17 protein-coding genes are annotated in these 20451 nt (G+C 72.8%); 13 read left to right on the top strand and 4 right to left on the bottom strand.

Annotation, left to right across the window (positions count from 1 at the left end):
* Positions 1-94: 94 nt before the first annotated feature.
* The 7 genes from ACIGQF_RS12025 (at position 95) to ACIGQF_RS11995 (ending at position 6434) form a co-directional block, all read left to right on the top strand.
* A complete protein-coding gene (locus ACIGQF_RS12025) occupies positions 95-784 on the top strand; it encodes a FadR/GntR family transcriptional regulator (RefSeq protein ID WP_399708353.1) in 690 nt (229 codons plus the stop codon).
* A 218-nt stretch (positions 785-1002) separates the two neighbouring features.
* Positions 1003-2106, top strand: coding sequence for an exo-alpha-sialidase (locus tag ACIGQF_RS12020; protein WP_399708351.1), 1104 nt, complete (start codon positions 1003-1005; stop codon positions 2104-2106).
* A complete protein-coding gene (locus ACIGQF_RS12015; protein WP_399708349.1) occupies positions 2103-3455 on the top strand; it encodes an ABC transporter substrate-binding protein in 1353 nt (450 codons plus the stop codon). The genes ACIGQF_RS12020 and ACIGQF_RS12015 overlap by 4 nt, the downstream gene beginning before the upstream one ends.
* On the top strand, positions 3452-4369 hold the full coding sequence (locus tag ACIGQF_RS12010; protein WP_399708346.1) for a carbohydrate ABC transporter permease: 918 nt from the start codon (positions 3452-3454) through the stop codon (positions 4367-4369). Before ACIGQF_RS12015 ends, ACIGQF_RS12010 begins: the two co-directional genes overlap by 4 nt.
* Positions 4366-5211 (top strand): carbohydrate ABC transporter permease, encoded by an 846-nt coding sequence (locus tag ACIGQF_RS12005; protein ID WP_399708344.1) that lies wholly within the window; start codon positions 4366-4368, stop codon positions 5209-5211. Before ACIGQF_RS12010 ends, ACIGQF_RS12005 begins: the two co-directional genes overlap by 4 nt.
* 76 nt (positions 5212-5287) lie before the next feature.
* A complete protein-coding gene (gene npdG / locus ACIGQF_RS12000) occupies positions 5288-6028 on the top strand; it encodes an NADPH-dependent F420 reductase (protein ID WP_399708342.1) in 741 nt (246 codons plus the stop codon).
* A gap of 154 nt (positions 6029-6182) precedes the next feature.
* The gene (locus ACIGQF_RS11995) at positions 6183-6434 is read left to right on the top strand and encodes a hypothetical protein (RefSeq protein ID WP_399708340.1); all 252 of its coding nucleotides are present in this window, start codon (positions 6183-6185) and stop codon (positions 6432-6434) included.
* Between the two features lie 20 nt (positions 6435-6454).
* On the opposite strand, the gene ACIGQF_RS11990 is transcribed toward ACIGQF_RS11995, so the two are convergent.
* Positions 6455-7243 (bottom strand): site-2 protease family protein, encoded by a 789-nt coding sequence (locus ACIGQF_RS11990; protein ID WP_399708338.1) that lies wholly within the window; start codon positions 7241-7243, stop codon positions 6455-6457.
* Between the two features lie 208 nt (positions 7244-7451).
* Here ACIGQF_RS11990 and ACIGQF_RS11985 point away from each other — a divergent pair, with 208 nt between their 5' ends.
* Both ACIGQF_RS11985 and ACIGQF_RS11980 read left to right on the top strand, forming a co-directional pair.
* Positions 7452-7925, top strand: coding sequence for a DUF6578 domain-containing protein (locus tag ACIGQF_RS11985; protein ID WP_399708336.1), 474 nt, complete (start codon positions 7452-7454; stop codon positions 7923-7925).
* A 118-nt stretch (positions 7926-8043) separates the two neighbouring features.
* The gene (locus ACIGQF_RS11980) at positions 8044-11841 is read left to right on the top strand and encodes an AfsR/SARP family transcriptional regulator (protein ID WP_399708334.1); all 3798 of its coding nucleotides are present in this window, start codon (positions 8044-8046) and stop codon (positions 11839-11841) included.
* Positions 11842-11965: 124 nt separating this feature from the next.
* Here ACIGQF_RS11980 and ACIGQF_RS11975 read toward each other — a convergent pair whose 3' ends face one another.
* From ACIGQF_RS11975 to panB, 3 genes are all read right to left on the bottom strand, one after another.
* Complete coding sequence (locus ACIGQF_RS11975) at positions 11966-12796, bottom strand: ABC transporter permease (RefSeq protein WP_399708332.1); 831 nt, start codon at positions 12794-12796, stop codon at positions 11966-11968.
* Positions 12793-13821, bottom strand: a complete 1029-nt coding sequence (locus tag ACIGQF_RS11970; RefSeq protein WP_399708330.1) for an ATP-binding cassette domain-containing protein — start codon at positions 13819-13821, stop codon at positions 12793-12795. Before ACIGQF_RS11970 ends, ACIGQF_RS11975 begins: the two co-directional genes overlap by 4 nt.
* Positions 13822-13998: 177 nt before the next feature.
* Entirely contained in the window at positions 13999-14925 is a 927-nt protein-coding gene (gene panB / locus ACIGQF_RS11965; protein WP_399708328.1) for a 3-methyl-2-oxobutanoate hydroxymethyltransferase, read from the bottom strand.
* Between the two features lie 171 nt (positions 14926-15096).
* Here panB and ACIGQF_RS11960 point away from each other — a divergent pair, with 171 nt between their 5' ends.
* The 4 genes from ACIGQF_RS11960 to ACIGQF_RS11945 all read left to right on the top strand — a co-directional run bounded on the left by ACIGQF_RS11960 (position 15097) and on the right by ACIGQF_RS11945 (position 20384).
* Positions 15097-16770: an MFS transporter gene (locus tag ACIGQF_RS11960; RefSeq protein ID WP_399708326.1), complete on the top strand. Its 1674-nt coding sequence runs from the start codon at positions 15097-15099 to the stop codon at positions 16768-16770.
* Positions 16771-17087: 317 nt separating this feature from the next.
* Entirely contained in the window at positions 17088-17615 is a 528-nt protein-coding gene (locus ACIGQF_RS11955) for a TetR/AcrR family transcriptional regulator (protein ID WP_399708324.1), read from the top strand.
* Between the two features lie 365 nt (positions 17616-17980).
* Entirely contained in the window at positions 17981-18901 is a 921-nt protein-coding gene (locus tag ACIGQF_RS11950) for an endonuclease/exonuclease/phosphatase family protein (RefSeq protein ID WP_399708656.1), read from the top strand.
* A 274-nt stretch (positions 18902-19175) separates the two neighbouring features.
* On the top strand, positions 19176-20384 hold the full coding sequence (locus ACIGQF_RS11945; RefSeq protein ID WP_399708322.1) for an MFS transporter: 1209 nt from the start codon (positions 19176-19178) through the stop codon (positions 20382-20384).
* Positions 20385-20451 lie beyond the last annotated feature (67 nt).

Raw genomic sequence — 20451 nt, 5'->3', positions numbered from 1 at the left:
GTCAAGAGGTCGCGGGGGCAGGTCACCCGCCCCGCCGCCGGTCCGGGAGCGGGGGCCGGTCGCGGTCCCCGCGGGGAGACGGAGAGGCGGAAACATGGCGCGCGGCACGATGTCCGAGGACGTCCAGGCGCAGATCAAGCGGCTCATCCTGCGGCGGAAGCTGGTGCCCGGCGACCCGCTGCCCACCGAGGCCGAGCTGGTCGACCTGCTCGACGTCAGCCGCAACTCCGTCCGCGAAGCGCTCAAGGCGCTTCAGGCCATGCGCATCGTCGAGATCCGGCACGGCTTCGGCACGTACGTCGGATCGCTCACCCTCGACCCGCTCGTGGAGGGCATCGCCTTCCGGGCCGCGGTCCGCCACCACCAGGGTGAGGCCAGCCTGTACGAGCTGATGGAGGTCCGGGAGGCGCTGGAGGCCGGGCTGGTCGCGTCGGTCGCGCGCAGCCTGCCCGCCGAGGATCTGGCCGTCCTGCGCGGCCTGGTCGACCGGATGGAGAAGGAGGCGGCGGCCGGCCGGGTGGAGAGCGCCACCGACCGCGCCTTCCACCTCGCGCTGTACCGCTCGCTCGGCAACCACCTGCTCAGCGAGGTGCTGGACGCCTTCTGGGACGCGCTGCGCCGGGTCCGCAAGGACCTGGACGACAGCAGCCAGGACCCCGACGTGACCTGGCGTCAGCACCAGGAGATCGTCACCGCGCTGGAGACGGGCGACGGCGACCGTGCGGTCGAGGCGATGCACCGGCACTTCGACGGCATCCGGGAACGCCTGAAGGGCATGGCGTAACGGGCCTGAGGGCGGTGCGCTCCGCAAAGCCCGCCATGGCCCGACCCCTTGCGTACAGCCGTGGTTCACCCGCAGTTCCCCTCGATGTGGCATCCGCGCGAGGCGGGCGACACGGGCCATGTCGGGTGCCTTGACGCCCCGTTGGGCGCTCCCTATGGTCGCCGCAAGACAAGGGACGTCCTACGTCTGGTCATTGCATCCGGCCGTTAGGGGCTGCCGTGGCGTACGAGACTTCGCAACCCTTCCGGGCCGGTACCGGCGGTTACGCCAGTTTCCGCATCCCGGCCGTGGTCGTGACCGGGGCCGGCACCCTGCTGGCCTTCGCCGAGGGGCGCGTCGCCTCGGCGTCCGACACCGGCGACATCGACCTCGTCCTCAGACGCTCCGCCGACGGCGGCCGCACCTGGGGCCCGCTGACCGTCGTCGACGGCAACGGCACCGGCACCGCGGGCAACCCGGCCCCCGTCGTGCTGCACAGCGGCCCGCACACCGGCCGCACCGTCCTGGTCCACGTACGCAACGCGGGCACCGCCACCGAGAGCGCCATCCGGCGTGGCGAGGTGTCCGCCGCCGACGGCCGCCGGGTCTGGATCCAGCACAGCGACGACGACGGCACCACCTGGAGCACCCCGCGCGAGATCACCGCACAGACCAAGCGCGCGGACTGGCGGTGGTACGCCACCACGCCCGGGCACGCGCTCCAGCTGCGCCACGGCCCGTACGCCGGCCGGCTGGTCGTCCCCGGCAACCACTCCCTCGCTCCCACCGTGCCCGGCGACACCGGGGCCGAGGGCCGCTACGACGGCGGCCACGCGCTGCTCAGCGACGACTCCGGCGAGAACTGGCGGATCGGCTACACCGACTCCAACCCCAACGGCTACATCAACACCAACGAGACCACCGCAGCGGAACTCCCCGACGGCCGCCTCTACTTCAACGCCCGCAACGACTCCGACGCGCCCGGCACCCGCGTCGACGCCTACTCCGCCGACGGCGGCGCACGCCTGGAGAAGTCCTTCCGGTCCCAGGCCGGCCTCGCGGCCCCCGTCGTCGAGGGCAGCGTGCTCCACCTCGGCACGCCGGACGTGCTGCTCTTCTCGGCCCCGGCCGACCGCGAGTCGCGCGCCCTGATGACCGTACGCGCCAGCCGGGACCGGGGCCTGACCTGGTACGACGCGCATACCGTCAGCGGCCTGCCGGCCGCCTACTCCGACCTCGTGCGGATCGATCCCGACACCGTCGGACTGCTCTACGAAACCGGCGACTTCAGCGCCTACTCGACGATCACCTTCCGCCGCATCCCCGTGGAGGAGCTGGCATGAGGACGAACGACACGACCCCTTCGGGCGGCACCCGCCGCAGATCCGTGCTCGGCGGCGCGGCGGCCGTGGCCGCCGGCTTCGCGCTGGCCGGGTGCGGAGACGGCACCGACGACGAGAAGGCGGCGCCCAAGGAGCGCAAGAAGGGCCAGAAGATCACCCTCACGTTCTGGTCCTGGGTCCCCGGCATCGACAAGCCCGTCGACCTGTGGAACAGCAAGAACCCCGAGGTCCAGGTCCAGGTCGAGAAGGTCTCGGCGGTCAACGGCGCCCAGTACGCCAAGATGCACGCCGCCATCAAGGCCGGCAACCCGCCCGACCTCGGCCAGATCGAGTTCCCCGTCGTCCCCAGCTTCCTGCTGGACAACGGGCTGCTGGACCTGACGACCGTGGGCGGCGAGCGGTACAAGAAGCAGTTCGTCGGCTGGCAGTGGCAGCAGTCCGTCTTCGGCAAGGGCGTCTACGCCGTACCCCAGGCCTCCGGCCCCATGGGACTCTTCGTCCGGCAGGACCTCTTCGACAAGTGGGACATCGAGCCACCCGCCACCTGGGACGCGTACGAGGCCGCGGCCAGGAAGATCCGGAAGAAGGGCGCCTGGATCGAGACGTTCGCGCCCACCAACGGCAACCGGTTCGCCGGATACGCCTGGCAGGCCGGTGCCAAGTGGTACGCCGCCGACGGCGACACCTGGACCGTCGCCCTCGACGACGAACCCACCCGCAAGGTCGCCGACTACTGGGAGGGCCTGGTCAAGCAGAAGCTGATCAAGACCATCCCGGACCGTCAGAACGCCTGGTACAAGGACATCCAGACCGGCGCCATCCCGGCCTGGCTCGGCGCCAGCTGGGGCGACGCGCTGCTCGTCGGCAACGCGCCGGACACCAAGGGCAAGTGGCGCGCCGTACCGCTGCCGCAGTGGACGAAGGGCGCGGACGCGCAGGCCAACTGGGGCGGCTCGACCACCGCGGTGTTCGCGGGTGCCGCCTACCCCAAGGACGCGCTGGACTTCGCCGTCTGGCTCAACACCGACCCCGAGGCGATCAAGCTGCTCATCGAGGGCGGCTACGGCTTCCCCAGTGCGAAGACCGGCTACCGGACCACCGACCTGGACGTGCACCAGGAGTTCTTCGGCGGCCAGGCGTACAGCAAGGTCTTCAAGGAGGCCGGCGACCACGTCGACACCAGCTGGCAGTGGGGCCCCGGCGTCGACACCCTCTACCAGCGGCTGGGCGACGCCTTCACCGAGGCGCTGAGCAGCGGCGACTCCTTCCGCTCCGTGCTGAAGAAGGTCCAGGCGCAGACCGTGAGCGACCTCAAGGGCAAGGGCCTGAAGGTGGAGAGCGGCGGGTGAGACGGCCGACCCGTACGGAAGCCCGCAACGCCCGCGCGGCCGCCGGCTTCCTCGTGCCCTTCCTCGCGCTCTTCCTCCTCTGTTTCATCGCGCCCATCGTCTATGCGGTCTGGCAGAGCCTGCACAAGACCGAGCGCACCGGGCCGCTGGGCCTCGGCGGCGCGGAGCGCGAGGTCTTCACCGGGCTGTCCCACTACGCGCAGGCCCTCGCCGACGACCGCTTCCTCGCCGGCTTCGGCCGGGTGCTGCTCTTCGGTGCCGTGCAGATCCCGCTGATGATCGTGCTGGCGACCGTCCTCGCGCTGCTCCTGGAGAGCGCGAGCGCCCGCTGGGTGACGTTCTTCCGCAGCGCGTTCTTCCTGCCGTACGGTGTGCCCGGTGTGATCGCCTCGATCCTCTGGGGCTTTCTGTACGTCCCCGGCATCAGCCCGCTGGTGAAGATGGCCGAAGCGGTCGGCTGGGACGTGGACTTCCTCTCCCGCGGCACCGTCCTGTGGTCCATCGCCAACATCGTCACCTGGCAGTTCACCGGCTACAACATGCTCGTCCTGATCGCCCAGCTCAAGGCCGTTCCCCAGGAGCTGTACGAGGCGGCACGCATCGACGGGGCCAACGCCCGCCAGGTCGCCCTGCACATCAAGATCCCGCTCATCCGCCCCGCACTCGTCCTGACCTGCGTCTTCTCCATCATCGGCACGCTCCAGCTGTTCGCAGAGCCGATGGTGCTGCGGCCGCTCGCCTCCTCCATCGACTCCGGCTACACACCCAACCTGCACGCCTACAGCGAGGCGTTCGTCGGCAACAACCAGCACCTCGCCGCCGCCGAGGCGGTCCTGCTCGCGCTGGTCGCCTGCGTCCTGTCGTTCGGCTTCCTGCGGCTGGTCGGACAGCGGGGGAAGGGGGACGGCCGGTGACCCCCTCGGCGCTCCGCCACCGCATCATCACCTTCGCCCTGCTGACCGTCTTCGCCGTCTACTTCCTCGTACCGGTCTACTGGCTGGTGGTCTCCGCCACGAAGAGCAGCGGCGACCTCTTCGGCAGCTTCGGCTTCTGGTTCGCGAACCCGCGTCCGCTCCAGTACCTCGGCGATGTGCTGACGTACGACAACGGCATCTACGTCCGCTGGTTCGCCAACTCCCTGCTCTACGCGGGCGTCGGCGCGCTCGCCGCGACGCTGCTGTCCGCCGCGGCCGGCTACGCGCTCGCGAAGTTTCCCTTCCCGGGCCGGGAAGCCCTCTTCAACATCATCCTGGCCGGCGTGCTGATCCCCGGCACGGCGCTCGCCCTGCCGCTGTACTTCCTGTTCAGCGGCTTCGGCATGTCCAACACCTACTGGTCCGTGCTGATCCCCAGCGTGGTCAGCCCGTTCGGCGTCTACCTCTGCCGGATCTACGCGGCCGCCGCGGTGCCCGACTCGCTGCTGGAAGCGGCCCGGATCGACGGCGCGGGGGAGTGGCGCATCTTCTCGGGCCTCGGCCTGCGGCTGATGGTCCCCGCGCTCGTCACCGTCTTCCTGTTCCAGTTCGTACACATCTGGAACAACTACTTCCTGCCGCTGGTGATGCTCTCCGACTCCGACCTCTACCCGATCCAGCTGGGCCTGACGTCCTGGACCGGCTACGCCGACCGGCAGCCCGAGCTGTACCAGTACACGGTCGGCGGCGCGTTCCTCTCCGTCCTGCCGCTGATGGTCCTGATGACGGTGCTCCAGCGGTACTGGCGCACCGGGCTCACCGAGGGCAGCGTCAAGGCGTGATCAGGCGGGGGACCGTGATCATCGGCACGCCGCGCGCCGCTGCCCGGTGCGGACGGGGCGTGCCAGTATCGCTGTCATGACTACTCCTGACGATGCGCAGCCCACGACTCCCGTGAATGTCGCGACCGAGGCCAAGAAGGCGCTCAAGCGGGACCCCTGGGACCTGCCGGACGTGTCCGGGCTCGTGATCGGCGTACTCGGCGGCACCGGGGACCAGGGCCGGGGGCTGGCCTACCGGTTCGCCCGGGCGGGCCACAAGGTGATCATCGGCTCGCGGGCCGCCGAGCGGGCGCAGGCGGCGGCGGACGAGCTCGGCCACGGTGTGGAGGGCGCGGCCAACGCGGACTGCGCGCGCCGCGCCGACGTGGTGATCGTGGCCGTGCCGTGGGAGGGCCACGCCAAGACCCTCGAATCGCTCCGCGCCGAGCTGGCCGACAAGCTCGTCGTCGACTGCGTCAACCCGCTCGGCTTCGACAAGAAGGGCGCCTACGCGCTGAAGCCGGAGGAGGGCAGCGCCGCCGAGCAGGCCGCCGCGCTGCTCCCGGAATCCCGGGTGACCGCCGCCTTCCACCACCTCTCCGCCGTCCTCCTGCAGGACCCGGAGGTCGCGGAGATCGACACGGACGTCATGGTGCTCGGCGAGAAGCGGGCCGACACGGACGTGGTGCAGGCGCTGGCCGCCCGCATCCCCGGCATGCGCGGCGTCTTCGCCGGCCGGCTCCGCAACGCCCACCAGGTCGAGTCCCTGGTCGCCAACCTGATCTCCACCAACCGCCGCTACAAGGCACACGCGGGACTGCGGCTCACGGACGTGTGAGGGCCGGCGCTCTTCCGGCGAGGGCCGCGGGGCCCGGCGGCGAGCGGCGGGCTCTGCCTCCGGGCCGGGTGGCGGGCCGGAGACGGACGGAGCGGGGCATGGGGGACACTGGAGGGGACCGCAGTACGCAGTACCCCGACAGGAGCCCCGTCTCATGCCCGCCCTGCCCCCGTCCGGCCCGGCCCGGCGCCTCGCCGTCTTCGCCCTCGTCGTCTGCGTGCTGGCGGTCGTCGCTGCCGTCGTGTCCTTCGTGTCGGGCAACCTCATCGGCATCGCGTGGGTGCTGATGGCCGGTATCTCCAGCAACATGGCGTGGTTCTACCTGCGCAGGGCCAAGCAGGAGCGGGCCGCCGCCGAGGCGCGGGCTGCCGCCGAGGCGCAGGCCACGGAAGACGCGCCCCGCTAGGACGCGCTCGCCGGTACCCGCTAGAAGACCTGCGGCTCGCCCTGCCAGAAGCGGAAGAACTCCTGCCCGAGGTAGGAGTCCAGGTCCGAGACGCCCAGCGCGCCCAGGATCGCGTGCACCGCCTCGAAGAACACCTGGTTCACCCCCGGCACCCACAGCAGCCCGAACACCGCGATCAGCCCGAAGGGCGCGAACGGCTCGACCTGCCGCCGCACGCCGTACGGCAGCCACGGCTCGATCACGCCGTACCCGTCCAGCCCCGGCACCGGCACGAAGTTCAGGATCGCCGCCGTCACCTGCAGCAGCGCCAGGAACGCGAGCGCGTACCGGAACGGCTTCGGCACGCCGTCCATCGCGCCCAGCCAGAAGGGCGCGGTCACGACGGCCGCGAACAGGATGTTCGTCAGCGGGCCCGCGGCCGAGATCAGGCTGTGCCGCCAGCGGCCCCGGATCCGCCCGCGCTCGATGAAGACGGCGCCGCCCGGCAGCCCGATGCCGCCCATGATCACGAAGATCACCGGCAGCACGATGCTGAGCAGCGCGTGCGTGTACTTGAGCGGGTTGAGCGTCAGATAGCCCTTGGCGCCGATCGAGATGTCGCCGCTGTGCAGCGCCGTACGGGCGTGCGCGTACTCGTGCAGGCACAGCGAGACGATCCACCCCGAGACCACGAACAGGAACACGGCGAAGCCGGTGTTCGCGGCCAGCCTCCCCGTCCATACGGCCCAGCCCGAGACCGCCATGACGGCGACGAGCGCGAGGAAGACGGGACTGACGCGCTGATCCGCGCGCCGGACTGCGGTGGTCATCGTGCGGTGCTCCTGAGGGGTGGGGTACGGCGGGACGGGGGGAAACGCTCGCGGGGTCCGGGTCCCGCGGGGCGGCGGATCGTACCCGGAAAACGACGAGCGGGATGCCGGTGGTTCCAGGCAGCCTGGTGCCATGTCCCGACGCGCGTCAGAACCCGATCCGGCACACGCACCGAAACACGCACCAGGGCCCGTACCAGGAGCCGGCATGAACGTCTCTCCCCAGAACACCGCCGACGATGCATGCCCCGGCGAGGCCGGCGGCCCCGACGTGCGGCGGGTGTTCTACGAGGACTGGGAGATGGAGTGCTGCGGCACCCCCTTCTCCGTGGGCGACCGGGTCACCTGGGCGCTGAACCCCACGACGGACCCGATGTGGGACTGGACGGTGAACAACCACGGTCCCGGGCCCGACGACCCGGCCTCGGTCACCGGCCTGGTCCGCTCGATCCGGGTGGTGACCGAGGGCTACCGCCGGCCGGCGGGCTCCCGTACGTACGAGCCGGTGCCCGGCGAGCGCGACCTTCGCCCGGTCCGTAAGTGCCCCAAATGGTTCGCCGACGGGCGAGGCGGTGAACCGGCCGGCCGCCCCGAACACCGCATGGCGGAGAGTGGCGTCCTGGTGGAGCTGGAGGTACCGCCGCCGGGCGGCCGGGGCGGTGCAGGCGCGCGGCGGCGGTGAACGGGGAAACGGGTCCGGCGGGCACGGACGGGGGCCGGGGGGCTGACAGAGAATGACGGGGGAGCGGACAGTGGTGGGGGAGGGGCGAGGCGCCCGGGCCGTGGACGACAATGGGCCGGTGCGCTACGGAATCCTCGGGACGACCCAGGCACGCCGGGACGACGGCACCGACGTCGCCCTCGGCGGCGCCCGCCTGCGCGCACTCCTCGCCGCCCTCGCGCTGACGCCGGGGCGCCCCCGTACGCCCGACACGCTGATCGCGGACGTCTGGGGGACGGGGCCGGACGGGTACGCGACGCCGGACGGGGCGGCGGGCGGCGGCCTGCCGAGGGACGCGGGCGCGGCGCTCCAGGCGCTCGTCGGGCGGCTGCGACGGGCCCTCGGCCACGCGGCGGTCGTCTCCGTGACCGGCGGTTACTACCTGGCGGCCGACGCCGATGACGTCGACCTGCACCGTTTCGAGCGGCTGGCGGGCGAGGGCGAGCGCGCGCTCGCGGACGGCGACCCCCGGAAGGCCGCCGCCCTGCTGGACGACGCGCTGACGCTGTGGCGCGGCCCTGCCCTCGCCGATCTCCCGGACGCGGTCGCGGAGGCGGCCGGGGCCGAGCGGCTGCACCTTGAGGCGCGACGGGCCCGGCTCGCCGCCGACCTCGCGCTCGGCCGCGCTGACGAGGCGCTGCCCGCCCTCACCGCGCTCTGCCACCGGCATCCGCTGGACGAGCCGCTGCACGAGCTGCGGCTGCGCGCCCTGCGCGACACCGGCCGCACGGCCGAGGCACTGGACGCGTACGCCCACCTCAGCGCCGACCTCGCCGACCGCCTCGGCACCGACCCGTCCCCGTCCCTCCGCGCCCTGCACGCGGATCTCCTGAGGGCCCACGATGCGGGGGATGTGGGGTACGCGGGGGACGCGGCGGGCTTGGCGGACGCGGCGGGCGTGGCGAGACGGGCCCGCATGCCTGGGCCGGCGCACGTCGGGTCGGCTCCCGCGCCGGGCCCGTCCGCCGGTCCCGTTGACGGTCCGGCGGCCGGGGCGTCGTCGGGTCCCCGCTCGGGGGCCGGGTCACCGGGCGCCGGTTCAGCGGACGTGGATGCGCGGCCGGGCGCAGACCCGAAACCACTCGACGAGCCGCGGTCGGCCGGGGCATCCGGGGATCAGCGGTCCGGGCAGGCGCAGGACCGGCAGCCCGGGCAGGCGCAGGACCGGCAGCCCGGGCAGGTGCAGGACCGGCGGTCCGGGCAGGGGCAGACGCGGCGGGCCGGGAATCTGCGGGCGCGGCTGACGTCGTTCGTCGGGCGGCAGCGGGAGCTGTGGGATCTGCGCGACGACCTGACGGCGCACCGCCTCGTGACGCTGCTCGGGCCCGGCGGGGCCGGGAAGACGCGGCTCTCGCAGGAAGGCGCGGAGGCCGCGGCGGCCGGTGCGCCCGAGGCGTGGCCGGACGGCGTGTGGTTCGCGGAACTGGCCCCCGTCCAGGACCCCGGCACCGTGCCGGAAGCCGTACTCACCGCACTCGGCGCCCGCGAGACCGTCGTACGCGGCAGCGCCGCCGAGGGGCTGCGGGCCGCCGCCGACCCGCTCGCCTTCGACCCGCTCGCGCAGCTCGCCGAGCACTGCGCCGGCCGCCGCATGCTGCTCGTGCTGGACAACTGCGAGCACGTCATCGACGCGGCGGCCCTGCTGGCGGAACGGCTGCTGGCCGAGTGCCCGGACGTGAGCGTGCTGGCCACCAGCCGGGAGCCGCTCGCGGTCCCCGGCGAGCTGGTCCGGCCGGTGGAACCGCTGCCCGACCCCGTCGCGCTGCGCCTGCTCGCCGACCGGGGCGCCGCGGCGCGGCCCGGTTTCCGTATCGAGGACGATCCGGAGGCGTGCGCCGAGATCTGCCGCCGGCTGGACGGCCTGCCGCTGGCCATCGAGCTGGCCGCGGCCCGGCTGCGGTCGCTGTCGCCGCGGCAGCTCGCGGACCGCCTGGACGACCGCTTCCGGCTGCTGACCAGCGGCAGCCGTACGGTACTGCCGCGCCAGCAGACGCTCCGGGCGGTCGTCGACTGGTCCTGGGACCTGCTCGACGCCTCGGAACGCGCCGTCCTCCGCCGCCTCTCCGTCTTCTCCGGCGGCGCGGACCTCACCGCGGCGGAAACCGTCTGCGCGGACACGCGGGCAGCCGACTCGACGCACCCCACCGCCCCGGCCACGCCGGCCGGGCAGGCCGATCCGGCCGATCCGGCCGATCCGGCTGTGCCGACCGGGGCGGCCCGCCCCCGCGGCACCGTGTCGCCGCTCGTCGTGCCCGGGGACGTGGCGCCGCTGCTCGGGTCGCTTGTCGACAAGTCGCTCGTGGTGGCAGGCCCTTCGGCGGACGGGGAGATGCGGTACCGGCTGCTGGAGACCGTCGGGGAGTACGCCGGGGAGCGGCTGGACGAGGCGGGCGAGCGGGCCGCGGCCGAGCGGCGGCACCTCGTGGCCTACCGGGAGCTGGCCCGTACGGCCGAACCGCTGTTGCGCGGCCCCCAGCAGTGCCACTGGCTGGACCGGCTGGAGCAGGAACACGACAACCTGCGTACCGCCCTGCGCCGCGCCGTCGCCGCCCGCGACGAGGACGAGGCGCTCTGCCTCGTCCTCGCCCTGCAGTGGTTCTGGACGCTGCGCGACCACCGCGCCGACGCCCGCACCTGGTCCATGGCCGCTGCCGAACTCGGCCCCAACCCCTTCCTGCCGCCGGCCGTGCCCGCCCCGCCGCTGCCGGCGCGCCCCATCGACGCCCCGCCGCCGCTGCCGCCCGAACAGCTCCTGGAGGCGCGCCGGGAGGTCCGGCTCGTCGCGCTGGCCGGCCGGGACAGCGACATGGACACGCTGCTGGAGCCCGAGCAGCAGGAGGAGCTGCGCGGGGTCGCCGCGGTCTACCGTGGCGGGCTGCCGCAGACCTGCCGGGTGCCGGGCGTGATGTGGTTCTACGCCGTCATGCTGACGGGCCGGTTCGAGGAACTGACCGAGCTGATCGACGAGACCGTGCGCGGCTGCCGGGAGTTCGGCTACGACTGGGAGCTGGCGTTCGTCCTCCAGCTGCGGGCGAAGATCCAGAACGACCGGCCCGGCGGCCTGCCGCAGGCGGCCCGCGACGTCGACGAAGCGCTGGAGATCTTCCAAAGGATCGGCGACGCCTGGGGCGTTGCCGAGGCCCTGGCCGGCCGCGGCGAGTCCCGCGAGAACCACGGGGAGTACGGCCCGGCCGCCGACGACTACCGCGCCGCGATGCGCTACGCCGCTGACCTCGGCGCGCACGGCCAGCTCCCGCTGCTCAAGGTCCGGCTGGGCGGTGTGCTCATCGAGGCGGGCGAGGAGGACACGGGGGAACGGCTGCTGCGCGAGGTACTGGAAGAGGGGCAGCACAGCAACCGCGACGCCGTGCCGTTCGCCCGGATCCAGCTGGCCACCTGGCTGGCGACGGCCGGCCGGACCGCCGAGTCCCGGGAGCATCTGCGGCAGGTGCGCGCGGAGTTCGCCGACCGCTCGACGCCGCAGCTGTTCCTCGGCGTGGTCGAGGGATCGCTGGCCGCGCTGGATGCGGACGAGGGGCGGTACGACGGCGTGCTGGAGGCCGTGCGCGGAGCCGTCGCCATGATGGACGACCGGCTCACCCGGGCCATCGCCCCCGACGCCCTGCTGTCCCAGCTGCTCGTCGCGGCCCGGGCGCTGGCCGTCACCGGCGGGCCCGCCGGGGCGGCGGACGGGGCGCGGCTGATCGGCTCGTTCGACGCGCTGCGCGCACCCCGGCCGCACGCGCCGCGCATCACCCGGCACTCCCGCACGGCGGCGGAGGAGGCCGTACGCGCCGTGCTCGGCGAGGCGGACTACGTATCGGCCCACGCCGAGGGTGCCACCCTCACCCTCGACGAGGCCCTCTCGCTCATCTGACCCCGGGGGCCCGAACCCCGGGGCCCGGACCCCCGGGCGCAGGATCCCCGGGCCCCGGGCTCGAACCCCCGGGCGCCGACGGGGCCTGTCCCTCTCCGGTCTTCGCCCGTCAGGTCTTCTCCCGTCAGGTCTTCGAGCGGAACTTCCGTACCGCCAGGGGCATCGTGACGGCTGTGATGGCCACGGCCCAGGCCAGGGTGACCAGCGCCGGGTGGGCGATGGGGCCCTGGCCGCCCAGCAGGCTGCGGGCGGCGTCGGCGAGGTTCGAGAGGGGGTTGACCTTCGTGAACCCCTCCAGCCAGCCGGGCATCGACGCGGTGGGCGCGAAGATCGACGAGCCGAACTGGAGCGGCATCAGCACCAGCATCGCCATGCCCTGCACGGCCTGCGGCGTCTTCACCGTCAGCCCCAGCAGGACGAAGATCCACATCAGCGCCGCGCCGAAGACGGTCGACAGCACGATCGCCGCGACGAACTGCAGCACCGAGCCCCTGATCTCCAGGCCGAGCAGGAAGCCCATGCCCAGGAGGATCGCGGTGGCGATCAGCATCCGGCCGATCTCGACGACGATCTTGGCTATGAGGACCGAGGACCGCGCGATGGGCATCGTGCGGAAGCGGTCCATCACGCCCTTGCGGAAGTCCTCGTTGACGCCCGTGCCGACCGCCATGGCGATGTTCATGCCCATCATCGCCATCATGCCGGGGACCAGGTACTGGACGTACTCCTGCTGGTTGCCCTTGCCGGCGATCGCGCCGCCGAAGACGTACACGAACAGCAGGATGAAGATGATCGGCATCAGCAGGACATCGAACATCGACTCCGGGTCCTGCTTGATCTGCAGGGCGTTGCGGCGGACCAGCGCGCCGATGTGGCGGAGATTGGCCCGCAGGCCGATCCGGCCCTCGTCGGCTCCGGGCTTCGCGGCCGGCGCCGTGATCACTGCGGCGCTCATGCCGCGACCTCCTCGTACTGGGCGTCCGCCGGCTCGGCGGCCGCGTCGGCCTCGGACGTCTTCTGGCCGGTGATGGCCAGGAAGACCTCGTCCAGGCTGGGCAGATGGGTGTTGATGCCGGCGAGCGCGAAGCCGCGCTCGCCGAGGACGGTGACCACCGCGGTCAGCTGCTCGTCGCTGACGATCGGGACGTTCACCACGCCGTCCTCGTGGTCCGCCGTGGCCCCCGCCATGCCGTCCAGACCGGCCTGCGCGATCGCGCCGACCATGCGGTCCAGCTCGTCGCGGACCGCCGGGCGGATCTGCAGCGTGCGCCCGCCGACCTTGGCCTTCAGCTCGTCCACCCGGCCCTCGGCGATCACCCGGCCGCGGTCGACGACCGTCAGCTCGTCGGCCAGCTGCTCGGCCTCTTCCATGTACTGCGTGGTCAGCAGCACCGTGGCGCCGTCGCGGACCATGCGGTTGACCTCGTCCCAGACCTCGTTGCGGGTGCGCGGGTCGAGGCCGGTCGTCGGCTCGTCCAGATACAGCACGGACGGCTTGCCGATCATCGAAGCGGCCAGGTCGAGCCGGCGCCGCATGCCGCCGGAGTACTTGCCGGCGGCGCGCTTGGCGGCCTCGGTGAGCGAGAACCGCTCCAGCAGCTCGTCGGTGCGCGCCCGGGCGTCCTTGCGGGAGAGGTCGAGCAGCCGCCCGATCATGTAGAGGTTCTCCCGGCCGGAGAGCTTCTCGTCCACGGAGGCGTACTGGCCCGTCAGACCGATCGTGCGCCGCAGGGCGCGGGGCTGGCGCACGACGTCGTACCCGGCCACGACGGCCGTGCCGGCGTCCGGCACCAGGAGCGTGGACAGGCAGCGGACGAGGGTGGTCTTGCCCGCGCCGTTCGGCCCGAGCACGCCCATGACCGTGCCTTCCCGCACGTCCAGGTCCACCCCGTCGACGGCCCTCACGTCGCCGAAGTGCTTTACCAGGCCACGTACTTGGACGGCCGGGCGGCCGCCGGCGGAGTGTGTCTTCTGCGTCATGGGTCCACAGTGGCAGGCACCACTGACAACGCTCCGACAGAGCGCCGACAGCCCTGGCCGGGCGGTGGCGGCGCGCCTACAGATCACCGACAGGGGCGCCGAGTGCCCGGCCCGCCCGCTCGGCGACGGGGCGCCGGCACGGACTGCCGGCGCCCCTGAAAACGCTGGGGCGAGCCCTCAGCGGAAGGTGTGCTCCTCCGCCGGGAAGGTGCCGCCCACGACCTCCTCGGCGAACTCCTTCGCCGCGCCGCCCAGCGCCTTCCGCAGCTCCGCGTACTGCTTCACGAAGCGCGGTACCCGGCCCTTGGTCATCCCGGCCATGTCCGTCCAGACCATGACCTGCGCGTCGCACTCCAGGCCGGCGCCGATGCCGACGGTGGGGATGTGCAGCGAGCGGGTGACCTCGGCGGCCAGCTCGGCCGGTACGGCCTCCAGCACCACCGAGAAGGCCCCCGCGTCCTGCACGGCCTTGGCGTCCCGGAGCAGCTGCTGGGCCGCCTCCTCGCCGCGGCCCTGCACCGGGTAGCCGCCGAAGGCGTTGACCGACTGCGGGGTGAGCCCGATGTGGGCCATCACCGGGATGCCGGCGTCGACCAGCAGCTTGATCTGCTCGGCCGAGCGCTCGCCGCCCTCCAGCTTCACCGCGCCCACACCGGCCTCCTTGACCAGCCGGGTGGCGTTGCGCAACGCCTGGACGGGGCCTTCCTGGTACGCGCCGAAGGGCAGGTCGGCGACGACGAGGGCGCGCTCCGTGCCGCGTACGACGGCGGCGGACAGCAGCGTCATCTCGTCCATCGTGACCGGGACGGTCGACTCGTACCCGAGGTGGCAGTTGCCCATGGAGTCGCCGACGAGCAGGACGGGGATGCCCGCCTCGTCGAAGACGGACGCGGTCATCGCGTCGTACGCGGTGAGCATGGGCCACTTGTCGCCGCGGGCCTTGGCGGCGGCGATGTCGCGGACGGTGACGCGGCGGGACCGGGTGCCGCCGTACAGCGACTTGTCGGATGCGGGCTTCGTGCCGGGCGTCGCCGCGGTGCCGGAGTTCCGGCCCTGCGCGCCCTGCTGCTCGTCCTGCTTCTGGGCAGGCGAAATCTGCGTCATGACGACGGCTCCTTCAGGTCATCTCGAGGCGCCCTGACGGCGTCCCCGGACTCATTGCCCATGCTGACACGCCGGTGCGGAGTGGTGGAAGAGGACCCGAAGCGGGTGCGTGCCCGATACAACCAGCGATACGGAACGGTGCCGTATCGAAAGTGGCGTACGCTGGTTCTTATGGCACGTTCATCCGAATCTTCGCCCGGCGGCGGGGCCGCCGGCGCTCCGTCCGGCGCGGGCATACCCGCGACCGCCGCCGCCCGCCAGGTCCCCGAGCACATCCACCGCCGCCGCTGGGTGATCCTCGCGGTGCTGATGCTCAGCCTGCTCATCGTGGTGCTGGACAACTCGATCCTGAACGTGGCGATGAAGACGATCGCCACCCCTGCCCCCACCGGCCTCGGCGCGAGCCAGAGCCAGCTGGAGTGGGCGATCAACTCCTACACCCTGGTCTTCGCGGGACTGCTGTTCACCGCGGGGCTCCTCGGTGACCGGCTGGGCCGCAAGAAGGTCCTGCTGACCGGTCTGGTGATCTTCGGGCTCGGCTCCGTGCTGGCCGCCGTGTCCGGCTCGCCCGGCCAGCTGATCACCTTCCGCGCGGTGATGGGGCTCGGCGGCGCGCTGGTCATGCCGGCGACCCTCGCCGTCCTCATGAACGTCTTCGAGCGCGACGAGCAGCCCAAGGCCATCGGCATCTGGGCGGGCGGCGTCGGCCTCGCCATCGCGATCGGCCCGATCGCCGGCGGCCTGCTGCTCTCGCACTTCTGGTGGGGCTCGGTCTTCCTGGTCAACGTGCCGATCGTGCTGATCGCGCTGGTCGCGATGGTGCTGCTGGTCCCGGACAGCAAGGACCCGCGGCCCGGCCGACTCGACCCGGTGGGCGTGGTGCTGTCCGTCGTCGGCCTCGTCCTGCTGGTCTACGGGATCATCAAGGGCGGCCAGCTCGCGGACTTCACCGACCCGCAGGTGGTCGGTACGGTCCTCGGCGGTCTGCTCGTCCTGGCCGGCTTCGTGCTCTACGAGAAGCGCATCGACCACCCGTCGATCGACATCGGCCACTTCCGCAAGCCCGCCTTCTCCGCGGCCGTCGCCGCCATCGCGCTGGTCTTCTTCGCGCTGATGGGCGTCACGTTCTTCATGGTCTTCTACATCCAGAGCGTGCGCGGCTTCTCCCCGCTCCAGGCGGGGCTGCTGCTCCTGCCGCTGGCCGCCGCCCAGATGATCTTCGCGCCGCGGGCCCGGCACGTCGTCGACCGCTTCGGCGCCAAGGCCGTCTGCACGGTCGGCATGCTGCTGGTCGCCGTCACGATGTCGGGCTTCGTGCTGATGGGCACCGACACCCCGATCGTCGTGCTGGAGGTGCTCTTCTTCATCCAGGGCACCGGCATGGCGCACATCATGCCGCCGGTCACCGTCTCGATCATGCAGTCCCTGCCGCGCGAGAAGGCCGGTTCCGGCTCGGCGCTGAACAACACGTTCCGGCAGGTCGGCGGCACGCTCGGGGTCGCCGTACTGGGCTCCGTGCTGTCCGCGACGTACCGCAACGACATCGAGGGCACGCTGAACGCCGTACCGGGGCTGCCGGACGCGGCGCGGCACGCGGCGGGCGAGTCCATCGAGGCCACGCTCGGCGTCGCCGACCGGCTGGGGCCCGCCGGCCGGCAGCTGGCCGCCGCGGCGAACGACGCGTTCGTGCACGCCATGCACGTCACGGCGCTCGGCTCCGCCGCCGTCGCCGTCCTCGGCGCGCTGGTCGTCGGGCTGTTCCTGCCCGGCAAGGCGGCCGCCCGGCCTGCCGGACCGGCCCAGGAGGCGCCGCGAGAGACTTCTCCCGCGGGGCGGCGGCCGTAACGGCCGGCGGTGCTCCGGGCAGGGCGGTACGAACGAGAGGCGGACCAGGCGTGACGCGCGGGAAACGGGACGGGACACCGGCCGAGGGGGCACGGCGGCCGCGAGAGGCCGCGGCGGCCGAGCCGTCCACGGACGCCGCCGGGCCGTCCACGGACGCCTCCGGGCCTTCCGCGGGGAAGCCGTCCGCGCGCGCAGCCGAGTCTCGCGCCTCGGAGCCCCCCGCCGCCGGGTCCCCCGCCGCGGCCGGGCCCTCAGGGGCCGGGCGGCGGCCCGGGCGGCCGCGGAACGAGGCGCTGGAGTCCACGATCATCGAGAGCGTGCTGGACCTCCTGGAGCGCGACGTCCCGCTCGCCGACCTGTCGATGGAGCGCATCGCCCGGGAGGCGGGCGTGGGCAAGGCCACGGTGTACCGGCGCTGGTCCGGAAAGTCCGGCCTGATGCTCGACGTCATGCGCTCCCTGGAGGAGGAGAACCCCGAGCTGGCCGGGGAGTCGGTACGGGACGACCTGGTCTCGCTGCTGGAGTTCCTGCGCCGCCGCGGCCTGGCCAAGCGCAACTCCGCGCTGATGCGGACGGTGATCACCCAGGTCAAGGCGCAGCCCGAGCTGTGGCGGGAGTACCACGACACGGTCGTCCAGACCCGCCGGGACGCGCTGCTGGCGGTCCTGCGGCGGGGCATCGCGAGCGGCGAGCTGCGCGGCGACTGCGACATCGACGTCCTCGCCGACCTCTTCGCGGCGCCGATGCTCTCCCGGGCGCTGCTGCACGAGTGGAAGGAACTGCCCGAGGGCCTCGCCGAGCAGATCGTCGACACGGTCCTGGAGGGCGTCCGGCCGCGCGCCTGAGCCCGCGCCGGGGGCGGTCGGGCGACGTTTGCGGCCCGTCCGTGGCGGCAGGCAGAATGATCTTCCCGTCGCCCGATTCCGACCGCTCGATGAGCGGTTCATGCCCGTTCTGTCACAGCACCTGTCGGCGCGGGTGCCCGCGGAACTCACGGCCATCCGTGCATCGTCCCCTGAGGGGACAGCACAGGCTGAGCATCGCCTATGGTCAAGGGCACGGAAACCAGGGGCCAGGCGGGGCGCACGAGCACGGCAGTGAGGGCATCGGGATGACGCAGGCGTACATGTCGGAGGCGGGGCGGGGCGCGGGCCCCGGCGGGACCGGCCGCCGGACGGGCCGCGTGACCGGCTGGTGGCGTCGTGAGGGCATGTGGCGGCGCGGGATCGTGCTGGCCGTGCTCGCCGTACTGCTGGGCCTGCTGATGGTGCTCCACGCCGACGTGCCCAATTCGGTGGGCAACCTCGGCAGCCTGCTGGAGACGTTCCTGCCGTGGGTGGGGCTGGGCATCCCCGTACTGCTCGTCGCGGCCCTGCTGCGGCGCTCGGCGATCGCGCTGGTCGCGCTGGTGCTGCCGACGGTCGTCTGGGCGAACCTCTTCGCCGGGCAGCTCACCGACAAGTCCGGCGGCGAGGGCAATCTGACGGTCGCCACGCACAATGTCGACGCCGAGAACCCCGACCCGGCAGGCACCGCCCGCAAGGTCGCGGCCTCCGGGGCCGACGTGATCGCGCTGGAGGAGCTGACCGGCGAGGCGCTGCCCGAGTACCGGTCGGCGCTGGCCAAGAAGTACCCGTACCGCTCGGTCCAGGGCACGGTCGGCCTGTGGAGCAAGTACCCGCTCTCCGACGCGCGGCCCGTGGACATCAAGATGGGCTGGACGCGGGCCCTGCGCGCCACGGTCACCACGCCCGACGGGGAGCGGGTCGCGGTCTACACCGCGCATCTGCCGTCGGTCCGGGTGAAGGTCAAGGCCGGGTTCACCGCGAACCAGCGGGACCGGAGCGCCGCGGCGCTCGGTGAGGCCATCGCGCACGAGTCGCTGTCCAAGGTCGTACTGCTCGGCGACCTGAACGGCACGATGAACGACCGCTCGCTCGCCCCGGTCACCGCGCAGATGCGGTCGGCGCAGGGTGCGGCGGGCGACGGCTTCGGCTTCAGCTGGCCGGCCGCTTTCCCGATGGCCCGGATCGACCAGATCATGGTCAAGGGCGTGGATCCGGCCTCGGCGTGGACGCTGGCGTCGACCGGCAGTGATCATCTGCCGCTGGCCGCGTCCTTCAAGATCTGAGGCGGTCCGTCACGATCTGAGCCGCCGGGGCGCGGGAGCGTACGGCGGCCGCACGGCACCGATGCGGTGGGGCGGGGGCACGGAAGTGGCCCCGCCCCACCGTGTTTCCCTCAATTTCCCCTCTTCCGGGGTCAGGACTTGTCCCTGTAACGCCCTGTTCGCGTGCGGGAATGAAATGGCTGCGACACTTTGTTCCGGAAGAGAACTTAAGGCTGTCCCTGTCTCGCGCGCGCCACTGCGGGCGCGCCACCCCCTTGATCCTGAAAGGTCACTCATGCCCTTGGCTCTGCTCGCGCTCGCGATCTCGGCCTTCGGTATCGGCACCACCGAGTTCGTGATGATGGGCCTGCTGCCCAACGTCGCGAACGACCTGGGCACCTCCGTGCCCACCGCCGGCTACCTCGTCTCCGCCTACGCTCTCGGCGTCGTCATCGGCGCCCCGCTGCTGACCGCACTCGGCTCGCGCATCCCACGCAAGCGGATGCTGCTGCTCATGATGGCGGTCTTCACGGCCGGCAACCTCGCGTCCGCGCTCGCCCCGAACTTCGGCCTGCTCATCGCGGGCCGGCTGCTGGCGGGGCTGCCGCACGGCGCGTTCTTCGGCGTCGGCGCGGTCGTCGCGGCCCGCCTGGTGCGGGAGGGCCGCCAGGCCCGCGCGGTCGCCACGATGTTCCTCGGCCTGACCGTCGCCAACATCGTCGGCGTGCCCGCCGCGACCCTGCTCGGCCAGCACCTCGGCTGGCGCGCGACCTTCCTGGTCGTCGCCGCGATCGGCCTGATCGCCATGGCCTCGCTGGCCAAGCTCGTCCCGTACGTACCGCGTGACGAGCAGAGCGGTGTGAAGCACGAGCTGCGCGCCCTCGGCAACCGCCAGGTGCTGCTCGGCCTGCTCACCGCCGTCTTCGGCTTCGCCGGCGTGTTCGCCGTCTACAGCTACCTCGCGTCGATGATGACCAAGGTCACCGGCTTCAGCGAGGGGACCGTGCCCGTCGTGCTGGCCCTCTTCGGCATCGGCATGACCCTCGGCGCGCTCGCCGCGGGCCCGCTGACCGACCGGGCGCTGCGCCCGACACTGTACGGCTCGCTCGCGGCCCTCGCCGTCGCGCTCGTCGCCTTCCACTTCACCGTTCACGTGCAGTGGGCGGCCCTGGTCACCGTCGTGGTGCTGGGCGCGGTCGGCTTCATGACCACCACACCCCTCCAGATGCTGGTGATGAACAAGGCCGAGCACGCCCCGACGCTCGCCTCCGCCTCCAACCACTCCGCGTTCAACCTCGCGAACGCGGGCGGTGCCTGGCTCGGCGGCGTCGCCATCGCCGCGCACTGGGGCTGGACCTCCCCGACCCTGGTCGGCGCGGTCCTGGCGGTCGTCGGCCTCGCCATCGCGGTGACGGCCGGCCTGCTGGACCGCACCCCGACCCGCTCCCGCATCGTCGCCGCCAGCGACGACAAGGTCCGGCACGAGCCCGCCCGGCTCGGCTGAACCGCCCGGTCCCGACGGCCGGCCCGGCGCCCGCGCGGCGCCCGGCCGGCCGTTGCCGTTTCCGGCG

The organism is Streptomyces sp. NPDC053560 (genome assembly GCF_044544605.1).
GTDB lineage: Bacteria > Actinomycetota > Actinomycetes > Streptomycetales > Streptomycetaceae > Streptomyces.
The sequence above is the reverse complement of the archived record's forward strand: the minus strand, read 5'-3'. Positions and strand labels throughout refer to the sequence as shown.